The sequence below is a fragment of the Agrobacterium sp. CFBP2214 genome, from assembly GCF_030209895.1.
GTDB classification, from domain to species: Bacteria; Pseudomonadota; Alphaproteobacteria; order Rhizobiales; family Rhizobiaceae; genus Agrobacterium; species Agrobacterium radiobacter.
On the sequence record NZ_JARVRC010000005.1, the window covers coordinates 1 to 17,840 of the forward strand.

At 59.5% G+C, this 17,840-nt stretch carries 11 protein-coding genes; 3 read left to right on the forward strand and 8 right to left on the reverse strand.

The features are described from left to right. Positions 1-397: 397 nt before the first annotated feature. Positions 398-2,344, forward strand: coding sequence for a M23 family metallopeptidase (locus tag QRN60_RS14585; protein WP_020811344.1), 1,947 nt, complete (start codon positions 398-400; stop codon positions 2,342-2,344). 68 nt (positions 2,345-2,412) lie between these two features. Here QRN60_RS14585 and clpB read toward each other — a convergent pair whose 3' ends face one another. From clpB to QRN60_RS14615, 6 genes are all read right to left on the reverse strand, one after another. Then, positions 2,413-5,037 carry an ATP-dependent chaperone ClpB gene (gene clpB / locus QRN60_RS14590; protein WP_003508767.1) on the reverse strand — a complete coding sequence of 875 codons (2,625 nt, stop codon included), beginning with the start codon at positions 5,035-5,037 and terminating at the stop codon, positions 2,413-2,415. A gap of 367 nt (positions 5,038-5,404) precedes the next feature. Next, positions 5,405-6,196: a DUF4167 domain-containing protein gene (locus tag QRN60_RS14595; RefSeq protein WP_099086375.1), complete on the reverse strand. Its 792-nt coding sequence runs from the start codon at positions 6,194-6,196 to the stop codon at positions 5,405-5,407. 396 nt (positions 6,197-6,592) lie between these two features. Continuing rightward, on the reverse strand, positions 6,593-7,462 hold the full coding sequence (gene prmC, locus QRN60_RS14600; RefSeq protein WP_060727492.1) for a peptide chain release factor N(5)-glutamine methyltransferase: 870 nt from the start codon (positions 7,460-7,462) through the stop codon (positions 6,593-6,595). Continuing rightward, positions 7,459-8,538: a peptide chain release factor 1 gene (prfA, locus tag QRN60_RS14605; RefSeq protein WP_020811729.1), complete on the reverse strand. Its 1,080-nt coding sequence runs from the start codon at positions 8,536-8,538 to the stop codon at positions 7,459-7,461. The genes prmC and prfA overlap by 4 nt, the downstream gene beginning before the upstream one ends. Positions 8,539-8,567: 29 nt before the next feature. Next, complete coding sequence (ptsP, locus tag QRN60_RS14610) at positions 8,568-10,835, reverse strand: phosphoenolpyruvate--protein phosphotransferase (protein WP_003508762.1); 2,268 nt, start codon at positions 10,833-10,835, stop codon at positions 8,568-8,570. Between the two features lie 175 nt (positions 10,836-11,010). Then, positions 11,011-12,288: an aspartate kinase gene (locus tag QRN60_RS14615; protein WP_003508761.1), complete on the reverse strand. Its 1,278-nt coding sequence runs from the start codon at positions 12,286-12,288 to the stop codon at positions 11,011-11,013. A 390-nt stretch (positions 12,289-12,678) separates the two neighbouring features. Between QRN60_RS14615 and QRN60_RS14620 the strand changes: the two genes are divergently transcribed. Then, positions 12,679-14,526: a DEAD/DEAH box helicase gene (locus QRN60_RS14620; protein WP_003508759.1), complete on the forward strand. Its 1,848-nt coding sequence runs from the start codon at positions 12,679-12,681 to the stop codon at positions 14,524-14,526. 287 nt (positions 14,527-14,813) lie between these two features. Here QRN60_RS14620 and QRN60_RS14625 read toward each other — a convergent pair whose 3' ends face one another. Both QRN60_RS14625 and nspC read right to left on the reverse strand, forming a co-directional pair. Then, positions 14,814-16,052, reverse strand: a complete 1,239-nt coding sequence (locus QRN60_RS14625; RefSeq protein WP_003508758.1) for a saccharopine dehydrogenase family protein — start codon at positions 16,050-16,052, stop codon at positions 14,814-14,816. Between the two features lie 59 nt (positions 16,053-16,111). Then, positions 16,112-17,209, reverse strand: coding sequence for a carboxynorspermidine decarboxylase (gene nspC / locus QRN60_RS14630; protein WP_003508756.1), 1,098 nt, complete (start codon positions 17,207-17,209; stop codon positions 16,112-16,114). Positions 17,210-17,491: 282 nt separating this feature from the next. Here nspC and QRN60_RS14635 point away from each other — a divergent pair, with 282 nt between their 5' ends. Next, the gene (locus tag QRN60_RS14635) at positions 17,492-17,836 is read left to right on the forward strand and encodes an ElaB/YgaM/YqjD family protein (RefSeq protein ID WP_003508755.1); all 345 of its coding nucleotides are present in this window, start codon (positions 17,492-17,494) and stop codon (positions 17,834-17,836) included. Positions 17,837-17,840 lie beyond the last annotated feature (4 nt).

A 17,840-nucleotide genomic window follows, 5' to 3' on the forward strand; every position in this document is an offset into this window, starting at 1 on the left:
CGCCCTCGTTCAGTGAGCGGACTTATAAATCCACCCCACCAAACAAGTCAACACAGCAATATCAAAAAAATCAAGAAATGTGACAGATTACTGATTTTAAAAGGGAATTTCGTTTTCATCAGCCGATCGGCATAAAACCACCCCGCCGTGCCTGTGGTTTTGCACAGGAGAACAGCCCAACGGGCGGCAAGGCGGGTCTCGCGCCTTCTTTTAGCCCCCTTCCTCGCTAATTGCTTTGCCAACGAAGCGTTAATACGAGACATGCCTGCGCGTGTCCTTATATGGGCTGTTGCGGCATGTCCGCCGGTGCGTCGACCGATTTGACTCACGGCTATGAAAGTTGCACACCTTCGCCTGAAGTTTCTGGAGAGCGCATGACCGACGGGGCACAGCTGGTATGACTGCGGATCGCAATGTGATCCGGTCGCTAGGCACAGAACCGCCAATTCTGGCGGAAGGACGCCGTGCACCCGATCGCCGCGAAATTTCGCTCAGATGGCTTTCCGGCACGTTCCTGACCGGCATTACCTCTTCCATATTGATGGGCGTGGCGCTGTTTGCCGCTCTCGACGGCCGCCAGCAGCTTGCCATTCCCGCCGAAGCCTTCGCCAAGGCGGATATGGGCAACAACGCTACGGAAGCCGCCCGTCGGGGCACACGCCTCGTCGCACCGAATATCGCGGCCCGGCCATCCGACCGGTCGATCATGGAAGTCTCCACCGTTATCAATGAAGGCGACAAGGAAGTGGTCCGCAAGGTCCCCTTCTCCCACGTCAAGATCCCGCTGGCGGCAAATTACGCCAAGCAGGACGACTATCCCGCCTTCGATCCCCTGAATATTTTCGCGAGCAACGAGGACAAGGACGCATCGGCGCCCGCACCAAGCCGGACTGGAACGATCTACGGCTCCGAGGTGGAATCCGAAGTCAGCCTGAAGACAGTCGCCTTTCCCGTTCAGCACTCCAAATATCCCTTCGCCGGCTCCCTGAGTTTCGACGAGGTTGAGGAGGCGGTACGTTCGAACGGCTCGATCCTGACGGATGGCAACGAACAGCTTGCCGCGCTCTATTACATCGACCCCCGCCGTTTCGATAATGATGAAGGCGATGTCGATATCACCGCCGGCCTCGCGGCCCGCGTCGTTGAACAGAACATGTCGGTTTCGACCCCGCAGTCAGCCTCGGTGCCCGTCAAGGAATATGCAGACGACGTGATCCCTGCCCGCCAGACCGAGACCATCGAAGCCGCCCTCTTTGGCGCCGGCTATTCGAAGGCACAGTCGTCGGAAATCGCAGGCCTGCTGTCGCCGCAACTCCAGTCGAACAATGTCGAAAGCGGCGACGTGCTGCGCGTCGGCATTATTCAGGAAGACGACAAGAGCGACATCGTGCGCGTGAGCCTTTACCGCAAGGGCCGCCACATGGTCACCATGGCCATTGATGACCGCAAGCGTTTCATCAAGGCCAGCGAACCGCCGAAGCTCGACGCGGTGGCGACCGCCTTCGACAGCACCCCGGCACCTGCCGCCGGTCGCGATCTGCCGAGCGTTTATGACGGTGTCTACCGTGCGGCCCTGGCTTACGGCATGAACCAGAGCATGGTTTCCCAACTCATCAAGCTTCTCGCCAGCAGCGTCGATTTTCAGGCGCAGCTCAAGCCGGCGGATACTTTGGAAGCCTTCTTCTCCGTGGAAGACGCAGATGGCAAGGCGACAGACAAGTCGGAACTGCTCTACGTCAATGCCAAGTTCGGCGACAACGAGACACGTTTTTACCGGTTCCAGAATCCGGACGATAACAGCATCGATTATTTCGACGAGAACGGCAAAAGCATCCGGCAGTTCCTGTTGCGCAACCCCGTTCCTAACGGCCGCATGACCTCAGGTTTCGGCATGCGCCGCCACCCGGTTTTGAAATTCAGCCGCATGCATACCGGCACCGACTGGGCCGCCGCCCGCGGCACGCCGATCATCGCGACGGGCAACGGCACCGTCGAGAAGGCCGGATGGGCCTCGGGTTACGGTAACCAGACCCTGATCCGCCATGCCAATGGCTACGTCTCTTCCTATAACCACCAGAGCGCCATCGCCAAGGGTGTCACCGAGGGCTCCAAGGTCCGACAGGGCCAGGTGATCGGTTATGTGGGGTCGACCGGCCTTTCGACCGGCGCGCATCTGCATTACGAGCTAATCGTCAACGGCACCAAGGTGGACGCGATGAAGGTGCGCCTGCCGGGTGGCAAGTCGCTTTCCGGCGATGCGCTCGCGCGGTTCTCCGATGAGAGAAAACGTATCGACAATCTGCTGAATATTGACGAAAAGCCCAATCAGGTGGCGAGCCGCTAATTCGCCGGACCTTTACCGCCCGAAAAGCTGCCAAATGAAAAGGGCTCCGTTTCCGGAGCCCTTTCGTTTTATGCCGCATCGGCCGTTTCGGCTTCGGCCTCGCCCTTTGCGGGCTTGACCTTGAACAGCAGCCGGTCGGTGCCCGAGGTCACCTTGACCCGCGAACCGTCAGGAACTTCACCGCCGAGGATCATTTCGGCAAGCCTGTCCTGAACCGCCTTCTGGATCACCCGCTTCAGCGGACGCGCGCCGTAAGCCGGATCGTAACCCTTGTTGGCAAGCCAGCTGCGGGCATCCTCATCCAGTTCGAGCGAAATCTTGCGATCGCCGAGCAGCGAGATGAGACGCTTCAGCTGGATTTCGACAATTGCACCCATCTCATCGCGCCGCAGGCGGTGGAAGAGGATGATATCGTCGATACGGTTGAGGAATTCCGGCCGGAAATGCGACCGGACCCGCTCCATCACCAGATCACGAACCGAATCCACATCGTCATTGTCGCCCATCTGCGTCATGAATTCCGAGCCGAGGTTCGAGGTCATGATGATGATGGTGTTCTTGAAATCGACGGTGCGGCCCTGGCCGTCCGTCAGACGGCCATCATCCAGCACCTGCAGCAGGACGTTAAAGACGTCAGGATGCGCTTTTTCAATCTCGTCGAACAGCACGACCTGATAGGGCCGGCGGCGAACCGCTTCCGTCAGGGCACCACCCTCTTCATAACCGACATAGCCGGGAGGTGCGCCGATCAGCCGGGCAACGGAGTGTTTCTCCATATATTCCGACATGTCGAGACGAACCATCGCGGTTTCGTCGTCGAACAGGAAGCGGGCCAAGGACTTGGTCAGCTCGGTCTTGCCCACGCCCGTCGGGCCCAGGAAGATGAACGAACCGATCGGCCGGTTGGGATCCTGCAGGCCGGCGCGCGAACGGCGCACCGCTTTCGACACCGCCTGAACGGCCTCGCCCTGCCCGACAACGGACTTGGCAAGCTCGTCTTCCATGCGCAGCAGCTTTTCGCGCTGACCTTCCAGCATCTTGTCGACCGGAATGCCCGTCCAGCGGGAAACGACATGGGCGATATTGTCGGCCGTCACAACTTCCTGAACCATCGAACCGACACCGCTGCTGTCGCGGGCTTCCGCCGCAGCCAGTTCCTTTTCGAGGCCGGGAATGATGCCATAGGTCAGCTCGCCAGCGCGCTGGAACTGGCCGTTGCGCTGGGCAATCGCCAGTTCGTTGCGGGCTTCGTCCAGCCGCTTCTTCAAGTCTGCGGCGTGGCCGAGCTTCTGCTTTTCCGCCTGCCAGCGGGCCGTCAGCGCATCTGCCTTTTCTTCCGTATCGGCCAACTCGTCCTCGAGCTTCTTGAGGCGGTCGGCGGAGGACTGGTCCGTCTCCTGCTTCAAGGCTTCGCGTTCGATCTTCAGCTGAATGATGCGGCGATCCAACTCGTCCAGTTCTTCCGGCTTGGAATCCACCTGCATGCGAAGACGCGAAGCAGCTTCGTCCATCAGGTCGATTGCCTTATCAGGCAGGAACCGGTCGGTGATGTAGCGGTTGGAAAGCGTCGCAGCCGCAACCAGGGCCGAATCCGAGATACGGACCTTGTGGTGCTGTTCGTATTTTTCCTTCAACCCGCGCAGGATCGAGATCGTGTCCTCAACGGTCGGCTCATCCACCAGCACCGGCTGGAAACGGCGGGCAAGGGCCGGATCCTTTTCCACATGCTTGCGATATTCATCGAGCGTGGTGGCGCCGACGCAGTGCAACTCACCACGGGCAAGGGCGGGCTTCAGGAGGTTGGACGCATCCATCGCGCCATCGGCCTTGCCGGCGCCGACCAGCGTGTGCATCTCGTCGATGAACAGGATGATGCCGCCATTTTCGGCCTGCACCTCGTTCAGCACAGCCTTCAGACGCTCTTCAAACTCACCGCGATATTTCGCACCGGCAATCAGCGCGCCCATATCGAGCGCCATCAGCTTCTTGTCCTTCAGGCTTTCGGGCACATCGCCATTGACGATGCGCAACGCAAGACCTTCGGCAATCGCCGTTTTACCGACACCGGGTTCACCGATCAGCACGGGATTATTCTTGGTACGGCGCGACAGGACCTGAATAGTGCGACGGATTTCGTCGTCGCGACCGATCACCGGATCGAGCTTGCCTTCGCGGGCTTCCTCCGTCAGGTCGCGGGCGAACTTCTTCAGCGCGTCAAAGCCCTGTTCGGCGTTGGCGCTGTCAGCCGTGCGGCCCTTGCGGATGTCGTTGATGACCTGATTGAGCGCCTGCGCCGTTGCACCCGCCTTCTTCAGGGAAGCCGAGGTGGAAGCGGAGCTTTCAATCGCAAGCGCCTGCAGAAGACGCTCGACGGTGACAAAACTGTCCCCGGCCTTCTTGGCAAGATCTTCCGCGGTCGAGAACACTTTGGCGAGCGGCGCGGTGAGCGAAAGGCCACCATTTCCACCGGAAACCTTGGGCAATTTCGCAAGTGCCGCATCATTGGCAAGACGCGCTTCCTTGGCGCTGCCGCCGGCGCGCTCGATCAGCGATGCCGCCATGCCCTGCTCGTCATCGAGCAGAACCTTCAGAACGTGTTCAGGCGAAAACTGCTGATGGTTTTCGGCAAGCGCAAAGGTCTGCGCCGATTGCAGAAAACCACGAACGCGCTCGGAGTATTTTTCAATATTCATAGTCAAACCTCCATAGACCGGCCCGCCCGCTTTCGGCACGGCTCCGGGTGTTAGGGTTGAGGCTCCCTCAAAAGGCAAGCCCCGCTACGACAGCCGTGTTCAAAGGATTTCACGATCGCCGCCTCTTGAAGGTCGGTCGCCGGCGAATGCGGCTTCCGTCCTTCCTGCACGAATATGGGAGGCATTTTCATCGGTTTAAAGGGGAGAAAATCCACCATCCGGGAAATTTTCATCCGAACTGACAGGCGTCAATTCGCCGCGTGAAATCCACGCTGACGGCCAGCGGAATGTTCATAGCCAATCGCAAAAAACAAAAAACTCCGGCAAGCCGGAGTTTTTCGATCGCAGAGTGGTTTGCAGAAGCTGCTTATTCGGCAGCGTTCTCAAGCGTGGCAGGTGCAGCGTCGTCACCGGCCGGCGCATCTTCGCCTTCGGCGCCTTCCGCAGCGGCGGTGCGGCGCGGACGGCGCGGGCGCGGCCCTGTTGCACGGCGTGTCTTCGGTGCACGTTCAGCCGTCGGAGCCTCCGCCTGCTGCTGCTCTTCCTCAACGGCCACTTCCATGGGAGTGCCTTCGATGACCGGCTGCGGCGCCTGGCTGGCGTCGTAAACCGGCGGCTGCTGTTCGGCGGCCACCTGCGGCTGGCGCGGCTGACGTTCCTGCCGCTCGCGGCGGTCCGGACGCTCACGACGCTCCTGGCGCGGTTCGTTCCGCTCAGTACGCTCCTGGCGTTCGGGCTGCTGCGCGCGCTCGACCTGTTCGGCCTGCTGCTGCGGTGCAACGACGCCTTCATCGCCGTCATTCACATCCATATCGTCGCCATCGGCACCGCTATATTCGCCGCGATCGTCGCGCTGGAAGCGTTCCTGCATCTGGGCCTGAGCCGAAGCGATGATGCGGTTATAATGTTCAGCGTGCTGCAGATAGTTCTCAGCGATCACGCGGTCGCCGGAACTCTGCGCGTCGCGCGCCAGAGCCGCGTATTTTTCCGCTATGTGCTGGGCTGTGCCACGGATTTTAACATCGGGGCCGGAGCTGTCATAAGTCCTGGTGAGCGGGTTGCCGCCCTTGCGGTTGAAGTTGTTGTTGTTACCGCCACCATTGTTATTGTTGTTGCTTCCACGCCCCCGGCCGCGCTTGTTTTGCTGTCCTGGCCTCATCAATTGCTCACCTGAATTCTGTTTTGCTGACAATCTGGTTGTTTTCATGCAATTCCGGGCGGAAAACCGCTGGAAATTTTTCCTGAAATTGCTCCATCACGCGCCTTGCCGAAGATAACCCCGGGACAAGACCTCGCGTATGACGACCGGCTGCGCAAATGCTGCACCGAGCCGCCTGCGAACAAAGTTTACTGATTCACATGCCGGAAACGCCCAGCCTTTCAGGGCTCTCAAAAGAACCCGCTTCGGGACTGACCCATACCCTGACGAATCTGTGTTCGTCCTCAGCCACCCGGCATGTGGCCGCAAACTATCCCGCTTCATGCGGAAATCCAAGCCTTTTCTTTTGCTGTGCAAAATATCCTTGCAAAAAATCCGCAGACATATCGCGAACAACTATCTCCGGAAGGTCAAAACTCTGTCGTTACCGCCATAATCCTTCACGGCGTCCAGAAGAGAGAAGCCGTGGGAAGCAAATATAGCGGAAACATCAAGCCTTTGATCGAAACCGATCTCCACACCGACAATCCCGTTTTCCACAAGAAAGCGGCCTGCATCGGCAGCGATGAGGCGGTACGGTGCAAGGCCGTCCTGACCTCCGTCCAGCGCCGCCATCGGATCGTGGTTACGAACCTCTTGGTCAAGCGTTGCGACGATATCAGTCCTTATATAAGGCGGATTCGACACAATTATGTCAAAGCTGCCAGAGATTTTTTCAAACCAGTCGCTGCGTATGGTCTCAAAGCGCGCGCCAAGATCATTTCGGGCCGCATTCCTGGCCGCCGTTTCCAGCGCATCGGCGGAAATATCGCTGCCGATGCCGGTGGCATCGGGGCATTCTTTCAACAGCGCCAGACAGATCGCGCCCGTGCCGGTGCCCATGTCCAGAATGCGGGCGCTGCCCTTGGCGGAGATGGCTTTTTTCAGCTCCGGCAACAGCGTGTCGACCAGAACTTCCGTATCCGGCCGGGGCTCGAGCGTCTCCTTTGACAGAAGAAGATCGAGGCCATGAAATTCCCGGTGGCCGAGAATGCGGTGAACGGGTTCGCCATTCGCCCGCCTTTCGATCATGGTGGCGATACGGGCGCTTTCTTCCGGCGTAACGACACGATCAGGCTTCATCACGAAATCGGTCAATGAAAAATCGATGACCTCCGCAATCAGGAGCCGTGCATCGAGAAGCGGATCATCGATCCCTGCCGCCTGCAGCCTTTTGCGGGCGGCGGCAAGCGCGCTCGCAACACTCGCTTCGCCCGCCGTACTCAAAGCTGCTCGCCGAGCTGGGCAAGCTGACCGGCCTGATAATCGGCGATCAGCGCATCCACGAGTTCATCGATCTCACCCTCGATCATCCGGTCGAGCTTGTAGAGCGTGAGGTTGATGCGGTGATCGGTGACGCGGCCCTGCGGGAAATTGTAGGTGCGGATGCGCTCGGAGCGGTCGCCGGAACCGACCTGGCTCTTGCGGTCCGCCGAACGTTCGCTCTCCACTTTCTGGCGTTCGATATCGTAAAGCCGCGAGCGCAGAACCTGCATGGCCTTGGCGCGGTTCTGATGCTGGGATTTCTCCGAACTGGTGACGATCAGACCCGTCGGAAGATGGGTGATACGAACGGCGGAGTCGGTGGTGTTGACGTGCTGGCCGCCCGCACCCGAGGCACGCATCGTATCGATGCGAATGTCTTCCGGGCGAATTTCGATATCGATGTCTTCCGCTTCCGGCAGCACGGCAACCGTGGCTGCCGAGGTGTGGATGCGGCCGCCCGCTTCCGTTTCCGGCACGCGCTGCACCCGGTGTACGCCGGATTCGAACTTCAGCTTGGAAAATACCCCTCGCCCGCTGATCGTGGCGATGATTTCTTTGTAACCGCCCGCTTCACCCTCGCTGGCGGAAAGCACTTCGACTTTCCACCCCTTGGTCGATGCGAAGCGCTCATACATGCGGAAGAGATCGCCGGCAAAAAGTGCCGCCTCGGAGCCGCCGGTGCCGGCGCGGATTTCAAGGATCGCGCTTTTTTCGTCCGCCGCATCCTTCGGCAGCAACAGGACCTGCATGTCCTTTTCAAGCTCGCCGATGCGGCTCTCGATTTCCGGCAGCTCCATTTCCGCCAGGTCGCGCATATCCCTGTCGGTCGTCTTGTCAGCAAGCAACGCCTCGAGATCGGCCGCTTCGGAGACCGCCTTCTCGTATTCGCGGATTTTCTTCACTACCGGCTCGAGTTCGGAATATTCCGAAGCCAGCTTCACATAAACATCCGCTGCAGGCCCGGCCGACATACGCGCTTCGATCTCGCCGAAACGTCTTTCCAACTCGCGCATTTTTTCGACGGGAAGCTTCGCCACCAGTCACTCCAATATTGAAACAGGTCTTTTTAAATGGGAATGGAATGCGTCGCCGCAAAGCGTAACAACACCTCGCGCGCGCTTTCCAGCGAATTATGGTCGTCCAGCGCCGCGTTCAGCTCATCGGCAAGGCGTGCGGCATCAAGCCCGAGCAGCATGGCCTTCACGGGGCCGATCGCCGTCGGCGACATCGAAACCGAACGGAAACCGAGACCAATCAAAGCCATGGCCGACAGCGGCTTGCTCGCCATTTCACCGCACAGCGTCACCGAAGTGTGGTGCCTTTCGCCGGCGCGCACGATATCGCGCAGAATGCGCAGGAACGGCTTGCCCAAATTATCGAAACGATCCGAAACACGAGCATTACCGCGATCCACCGCCATCGAGAACTGGAACAGGTCATTCGAGCCGACGGAGACGAAATCCACCTCCTGCATCAGCTCATCGAGCTGCCACATCAGCGAGGGCACTTCCAGCATCGCGCCGAATTGCAGCTTTTTCGGCAGCGCGTGGCTGAATTTCGAGAGATGCTGCACTTCCTTCTGGAGAAGGTCGCGCGCGGCGCGGATTTCGGACACTTCCGTCACCATCGGCAGCATCATGCGCAATTCAGCACCGGAGGCGGCGCGCAGCAGCGCGCGCATCTGCGTGCGCATCAGGCCCGGACGGTCGAGCGACAGGCGGATCGCCCGCCAGCCAAGCGCCGGGTTTTCCTCTTCCTGGCCGCGCATATAGGACACAACCTTGTCGCCGCCGATATCCAGCGTGCGGAAGGTGACGCTTTTTCCCTTCGCCTGCCGCAGAACGGACCGGTAGAAAGCCTCCTGCTCCTCGCCCTTCGGCATGTTGGAGGCAATCATGAATTGCAGCTCGGTGCGGAACAGGCCGATGCCATCGGCGCCGGATTCCTCGAGCTGCGGCAGGTCTACGAGAAGACCCGCATTCATCTTGAGGTTGACTTTCTGGCCATCCTTGGTGATCGGCTCCACATTGCGAAGCGCGCGGAACTGCTCCTGGCGCTTGGCGCGCAGGCGCACCTTTTCCTCATAGGCGCGCTGCAAATCCGACATCGGGCGCAAATGCACCTGGCCGTCATCGCCGTCGATGATGATGGGATCGTTATTTTCAGCGAGGGCGACGATGCCTGTCGCCTGCCCGATGATCGGAATGCCCATGGCACGCGCCACGATGACGACATGGCTCGTCACCGCGCCGTCTTCGAGCACAAGACCGCGCAGTTTTTCGCGCGGATAATCCAAGAGTTCGGCGGCACCCATGGCGCGGGCCAGAACGATGGCGTCGAGCGGGAAATCCTGCTCAGGACCACGCCCGCCGAAACCGATGAGCTGGCGCAGCAGCCGGTTGGCGAGATCGTCGAAATCATGCATGCGTTCGCGCAGGTAAGGATCGGTCAGGCGCATCATGCGCGCCTTGGTGTCGCTCTGCACCTTTTCGACAGCCGCTTCCGCCGTCAGGCCGTTGCGGATCGCCTCTTCCATGCGGCGTACCCAGCCCTGATCGTGGGCAAACATGCGATAGGTTTCGAGAACTTCGCGATGTTCTCCTTCGGTCGGCACGTCACGGCGCTGCAACATGTCGTCGATCGACAGGCGTAGCGACCCAATGGCATCGGCAAGACGCCGGATTTCCGTATCCGCATCTTCATTGAGGAGATTGGTGACGACAATGCGGGGATCGTGCAGCACGACGTGACCAAGACCGATGCCTTCGCCATAGGCGTCGCCATCGATGGAAACGGCACGCGTCAGATCAAGCTCCACACCGGGGCGGGTGATCTTTTTCAACTCGCCGCTCGCCACTATTTCAGCGATAAGCATCGCGGTTGTCTCGAGCGCTTCAATTTCATCCTCCCGGTATGTTCGGCTGGCCTTGTTCTGGACCACAAGAACGCCAAGAGTGCGACCGGAGCGCAAAATCGGCACGCCGAGGAAGGAATGATAAATTTCCTCACCGGTTTCAGGAAGATAGCGGAAAGCCGGATGCGCCTGCGCATCGGAAAGATTGAGCGGCTGGGCCGAAGCGGCAATCGTGCCGACAAGACCCTGCCCCATTTTCAGCTGTGCGAGATGCACGGCATCCTTGTTGAGACCTTCGGTGGCGTAAAGTTCCAGCACGCTGTCGGAGCGCAGCACGTAGACCGAGCAAACCTCCGCCACCATGTTGCTGGCAATCTGACGGACGATCTGGTCCAGACGGTCCTGCGGTTCAAGGTGCTCCGCCATCATTTCGCGCAGCCGCTTGAGCAGGACGCGCGGACCTGCGGAAAGGTCTCTCATCGCGTTTGCTCCCCGACGCTTCCGATCCGAATGTCATAATATTCGAGAATCAAAACGTCATTTAAAAATTTATAGCGCGAGAAGCGCGTCCCGCAAGGGACACGCTTTCATGAAACGCCACATCGGAAGAACGCAACTCCGAAGAATCGGAGCATCGGGAACCGATGTCTCGGCTTCAAGCCTTATCGAGGCCGTAGGCGGAATGCAAAGTGCGGACCGCAAGTTCGGCATAGGCGCCGTCGATCAGGATCGAAATCTTGATCTCGGACGTAGTGATCGCCTTGATGTTGATGTTCTTCTCGGCAAGCGCCTTGAACGCGCTGGCGGCAACGCCGGCGTGGCTGCGCATGCCGATGCCGATGACGGACACCTTGGCAAGGCCGGTTTCGTTCTGTGCGACGTCGAAACCGATCTGGGCCTTGTTGTCATCCAGAACCTTCAGAGCCTTGGCAACATCGCCCGAGGGAACGGTGAAGGTCATGTCGGTGCGCGAACCATCTTCGGAGATGTTCTGCACGATCATGTCGACATTGATATGCGCTTCAGCGAGCGGCCCGAAGATCGCGGCCGAGACGCCCGGACGGTCGGCCACGCGGCGCAGCGAGATCTGTGCTTCATCCTTGGCATAGGCGATGCCGGTTACGACTTCCTGTTCCACGATTTCATCCTCGTCACAAATCAAAGTACCGGGCGGGTTGATGAGGTCGCCCATGCCCGGCGCATCGGGATCCTCGAAACTGGAGCGAACGAAGGTGCGCACCTTGTGTACCATGGCAAGCTCGACCGAGCGAACCTGCAGAACCTTCGCGCCGAGAGACGCCATTTCGAGCATTTCCTCGAAGGCGATCTTCTTCATGCGGCGAGCCTTGGGCTCGATGCGCGGATCGGTGGTGTAGACGCCATCGACGTCAGTGTAGATGTCGCAGCGATCTGCCTTGACGGCGGCAGCGATGGCGACAGCGGACGTATCCGAGCCGCCGCGACCGAGCGTCGCGATGCGGTTGTCAGGACCGATACCCTGGAAGCCGGCAACGACGGCAACCTGGCCTTCGCCCATGCGGTGGACGATATCCGAACCGTCGATCTCGAGAATGCGGGCGGCGCCATGCGCATTGTCGGTGCGGATCGGGATCTGCCAGCCCTGCCAGGAGCGCGCATTGATGCCCATGGATTGCAGCGTGATCGCCAGAAGACCCGATGTCACCTGTTCGCCTGATGCGACAACCGCGTCATATTCGCGCGCGTCGAAGAACGAAGCGGCGTTGGCGCCGGCAACCTTCGCGGCGTTCTGCACCCAGTCCACCAGCTCATTGGTTTTGCCGGACATGGCGGAAACGACCACGGCCACTTCATGGCCGGCATCCACTTCGCGTTTCACATGCCGTGCGACATTGTGAATGCGTTCGAGGTTCGCGACGGACGTGCCGCCGAATTTCATGACAATGCGAGCCATAGCCTTGACCAGTACCATCCCATTTTCCCGCCGGCTCCCTCTGGAAACGGACGGACAAGAACAAACCCAGTCGGCCCTTCCTGACAAAGAGCCTCAAGTTGCGGGTCTCTTAGCGAAAAGGCGGGGGGCACGCAATGCCGTTTATGAACCATGCGGTACGCCTTTTTCGGGAGCCTGAGCATGGAACAATGGCGCAAGGAAGCGCCGGCGGGATAAAGCACACGCAAAAGAGCGTACCGCAGTGCACTGTACAAACGGGCCCATTCGCAGTATGAGCGCGGCAATGCAACCGGCCAGATGGCCGAAATGGCCTGTATCGGCTGCCCCGGAGACTTTAGGACCTATTGGTTTCGGGCGGATGCGGGCAGCTTCATATCCGAAAGACGGTAGATGACAGACACCCAGGGTATCGCCCCGGCGATCGCGCAGGCGTTGGAAAAACGCGGCTACAAAGATTTGACCCCCGTGCAGCAGGCCATGCTTGCGCCGGAACTCGCCGACAAGGACGCGCTGGTTTCCGCGCAGACCGGTTCCGGCAAGACGGTCGCCTTCGGCATCGCGCTTGCGACCACGCTGCTGCGTGACGACAACCGCTTCGGACAGGCTTCCGCGCCGCTGGCGCTTGCCATTGCGCCAACCCGCGAACTGGCCATGCAGGTCAAGCGCGAACTGGAATGGCTTTATGAGTTTGCCGGTGTTTCCATTGCCTCCTGCGTTGGCGGCATGGACATCCGCAATGAGCGGCGGGCGCTGGAGCGCGGCGCGCACATCGTCGTCGGCACGCCCGGTCGTCTCTGCGACCACATCAAGCGCAATGCACTTGATCTGTCCTCCATCCGTGCGGTTGTGCTTGACGAAGCCGACGAGATGCTCGACCTCGGTTTCCGCGAAGATCTGGAATTCATTCTGGAAGAATCGCCCGACGATCGCCGCACGTTGATGTTCTCGGCCACCGTGCCGCGCAGCATCGCCAAGCTTGCCGAAAGCTACCAGAAGAATGCCGTGCGCATCGCCACTGCTTCCGAACAGAAGCAGCATGTGGATATCGAATATCGCGCCATGCTGGTGTCCCCGGCAGACCGCGAAAACGCCATCATCAATGCGCTGCGCTTCTATGAAGCCCGCAACGCCATCGTTTTCTGCTCCACCCGTGCGGCCGTCAACCATCTGACAGCGCGACTGAATAATCGCGGCTTTGCCGTCGTGGCGCTGTCGGGCGAATTGACCCAGAACGAGCGCACCCATGCGCTGCAGGCCATGCGCGATGGCCGCGCCCGCGTCTGCGTTGCGACCGACGTTGCCGCGCGCGGCATCGACCTGCCGGGTCTCGAACTCGTCATACACGCCGACCTGCCGACCAATTCCGAAACGCTTCTGCACCGTTCCGGCCGTACCGGCCGCGCCGGTCAGAAGGGCGTTAGCGCCATCGTGGTGCCGGTCAACCAGCGCCGCAAGGCAGAACGCCTGCTTGAGGGCGCCAAGGTCAGCCCAGCATGGGTTCGTCCGCCTTCCGCCGAAGAGATCGTCGAGCGCGACGGCGCCCGGCTTCTGGCCGATCCTTCGCTGACCGAGGCTGTAGCCGACGACGAACGCGATTTCGTCACCAAGCTCCTGGAACAGCATGGCGCGGAAAAGGTCGCCGCCGCTTTCGTGCGTCTTTACCACGCCGGACGGTCTGCACCTGAAGACATCACGGAAGTCTCGCTGGACAACAGCCGCAAGCCGCGCCGCGACAGTTTCGAGACGGTCGAAAACGATGCCCCGCGCCGCGAACGCTCCGATTTCGCCGACAGCGCGTGGTTTTCGCTGTCCGTCGGCCGCAAGCAGAGCGCCGAGCCGCGCTGGCTCATCCCCATGCTCTGCCGCTTCGGCAAGATCACCCGCCAGGATATCGGCGCGATCCGCATGCAGCAGACGGAGACCTTCGTGGAACTGGCGGCCGATGCCGTCGACCGTTTCACCTCCGCCATCGGCAAGGACATGATGCTCGAAAAGGGCATCCGTCTGAAGGCTCTGGAAGGCAAGCCGGAAATAACCGGCGGCTTCCGCGAAGATACGCGTCCGGCCAAGGCCCAGCGCAAGTTCAGCAAATCGGACAATGCGGCCGCTCCCCGCGACGACCGCAAGACTGACGACAAGCCCTGGAAAAAGAAGAAGCCCTTTGGCGACAAACCTAAATACGAGGGCAAGAAGGACAGGCCTTTCGAAAAGCGTGGGCCGAAGCCGACAAAGGGCTGAGGTCGACCCTTCGCAAGCCTCGGAAATTTCGGATCCCGTTCATTCGGGGCCTGAGGCCGGCGGCAAGGTTTCTGCCGTCATGCCGGCCTTGAGCCGGCATCCAGCCACGGCGCTTCGCGCCGTGAGAAGACTCTCCCGCGATCAAGGACTTGATCGCGCCGGCCCCCGGACTAAATCCGGGGTGACGGTGGGGTGCTACGAATTCGCCAAACTATTTGGGTCGCCTCCAACAAAAAAGCCCCGCTTTCGCGGGGCTTTTTTATTTCCATCAATCAAAACGCCTGCAATCAGAACTCCAGCGCGCGGTCGCCGTTTTCGTCCTTGATGCGGTTCGGAAGACCGATCTTGTTCAGAATGTTCAGGAACGGCTTCGGCGGCAGTTCTTCAACGTTCGCCATCTGCTTCACGTCCCATTCGCCTGTCGCAATCAGCATGGCGGCGGCGACCGGGGGAACGCCGGCGGTGTAGGAAATGCCCTGCGAGCCGACTTCCTCATAGGCTTCCTTGTGGTCAGCCACGTTGTAGATGAAGACTTCGCGTTCCTTGCCGTCCTTGATACCCTTGACGATATCGCCAATGCAGGTCTTGCCGACATAATCGGGCGCCAGAGAAGACGGATCGGGCAGCACGGCCTTCACCACCTTGAGCGGCACGACTTCAAGGCCTTCAGCCGTCTTGACCGGCTTCTCCGACAGGAGGCCGAGGTTCTTCAGCACGGTGAAGACATTGATGTAGTGATCGCCGAAACCCATCCAGAAGCGCACATCCGCGCCGTCCATGTTCTTGGACAGCGAATGCACTTCGTCGTGGCCGGTCATGTAGGCCTTCTGCTTGCCGACGACAGGCAGGTCGAATTCCTGGCCGACTTCGAACATCTGGTTCGTCTGCCACTCACCCTTCTGCCAGGAATAAACAACACCGGTGAATTCGCGGAAGTTGATTTCCGGATCGAAGTTGGTGGAGAACCAGCGGCCGTGGCTGCCGGCATTGATATCGACGATATCGACCGAGGTGACCTTGTCGAAATAGTCATCCTTGGCAAGACGCGCATAGGCGTTCACCACACCCGGGTCGAAGCCGACGCCGAGAATGGCGGTAATGCCCTTTTCCTTGCACTCTTCCGCGCGCTTCCACTCGTAGTTTCCGTACCACGGCGGCGCTTCGCAAATCTTGGTCGGATCCTCGTGGATCGCCGTATCCATATAGGCAACACCCGTGTCCATGCAGGCACGAAGAACGGACATGTTGACGAAAGCCGAACCGACATTGATGACGATTTCCACGCCGGTTTTTTTGATCAGGGCTTTCGTCGCCTCGATATCCATCGCGTCAAGCGCATGGGCCTCAAGTTTCACATCAGTCTTGAGGCTCTTCTTTTCGCGTACGGACTCGACAATCTTGCGGCACTTTCCCAAGGTCCGTGACGCAATATGAATGTCTCCCAATACATCGCTGTTCTGGGCGCACTTATGCGCCACGACCTGTGCTACGCCACCGGCGCCGATGATCAGAACGTTCTTCTTCATTTCAGGTGATGCCTCCTTTTCCCCGCAGGGATAAGCTTCGTTGGATGTTGAAACAGGGTTTAAGACAGGCTTTGCTCGAAATCGGCAAAGTCGAATTCACGAACGGCGCGCACGGTGCCGTCCAGTTCCTTGATGGCGATCGCCGGCATCTTCACGCCGTTGAACCAGTTCTTCTTGACCATGGTGTAACCGGCCGCATCCTGGAAGGAGATGCGGTCACCGACCTTCAGCTCCTTGTCGAAACGGAAGTCGCCGAAAATATCGCCGGCGAGGCAGGACTTGCCGCAGACCATATAGGGATGTTCGCCCTCATTCGGCGACACCTTGGCGGTTTCGCGGTAGATCAGCAGATCAAGCATATGCGCTTCGATCGAGCTGTCGACGATGGCGAGGTTCTTGCCGTTGAACAGCGTGTCGAGAACCGTCACTTCGAGCGTCGTGCTCTTGGTGATCGAGGCTTCGCCCGGCTCAAGATAGACCTGCACGCCGTATTTTTCCGAAAAGGCGCGCAAACGGTCGCAGAACTGGTCGAGCGGATAATTGTCGCCGGTGAAATGAATGCCGCCGCCGAGGCTCACCCATTCGGCGCGCGACAGCAGCGATCCGAATTTTTCCTCGATCTGCGTCAACATGCGGTCGAACAGCGAGAAATCACCGTTTTCGCAATTATTGTGGATCATGAAGCCGGAAATGCGATCCATGACCTTGTCGACCTTGGCGACATCCCATTCGCCGAGGCGGCTGAAGGGGCGCGCGGGATCGGCAAGATCAAAGCTCGAGGAGCTGACCTGCGGATTGAGACGCAGACCGCGCGTGATGCCGGAAGCCTTGTCCGCGAAACGCTCGAGCTGACCGATCGAATTGAAGATGATCTTGTCGGCATTCGCAATCACCTCGTCGATTTCATAATCGGCATAGGCGACGGAATAGGCATGGGTCTCGCCGCCGAATTTCTCGCGGCCGAGACGCACCTCATAAAGCGATGACGAGGTGGTGCCATCCATATATTGCGACATGAAATCGAACACCGACCATGTGGCGAAGCACTTCAGCGCCAGCAGCGCCTTGGCGCCGGATTTTTCCCGCACATAGGCAATCTTCTCCATGTTGCGAAGAAGTTTTGTCTTGTCGATAAGGTAATAGGGCGTCTGGAGCATGTCGTTTCACATATTGATTGAAGTCAAGGTACGTCTCGATGATGGGCCTTATATGATGCTTGTGACAGGAAAACAAATGTCCGGCACCGAATTCCCGGAAAATAGCCCCCGAGCCGAAATGCCTGTGAAGAAAACACCTTCCCTTGCGGAACCAAGCCGGCATGGGCGCGTTTGAATGACGGACAGGCGGGTGTTTCGGCCGCCGTAACGAAGGTTCGTGAGCGGCGGCAATCTGTAACATACCGCCATTCCCATCAACGATGTTCAGGAAGGACTTCACCTATGGCAAGCGTGCGTAGCAACGTGAATGACAAGATCCAGCAATCCCTCGAAAACGGTGATGCAGCCGATGTGGCGGCGCAGCTCGCCCAGCTTCGCGAAGATCTGGCAAATCTTGCCAAGAGCGTGAAGGCGCTCGGCGTCGGAGCATCGCACGAGCTAAAGGCGCAGGCAGCCCGTGTGGCCGATGACGCGCTGACCGCGTCCGGCGAAATGGCCGACAGCGTCCGCAGCGAAATCTCCACGCTGAATGACAATCTGACCGACCACGTCCAGAAGAACCCGCTGCAATCGCTCGGCATCGCCGTCGGCGTCGGTTTCGTGCTCGCCCTTCTGACGCGTCGATAAGGCC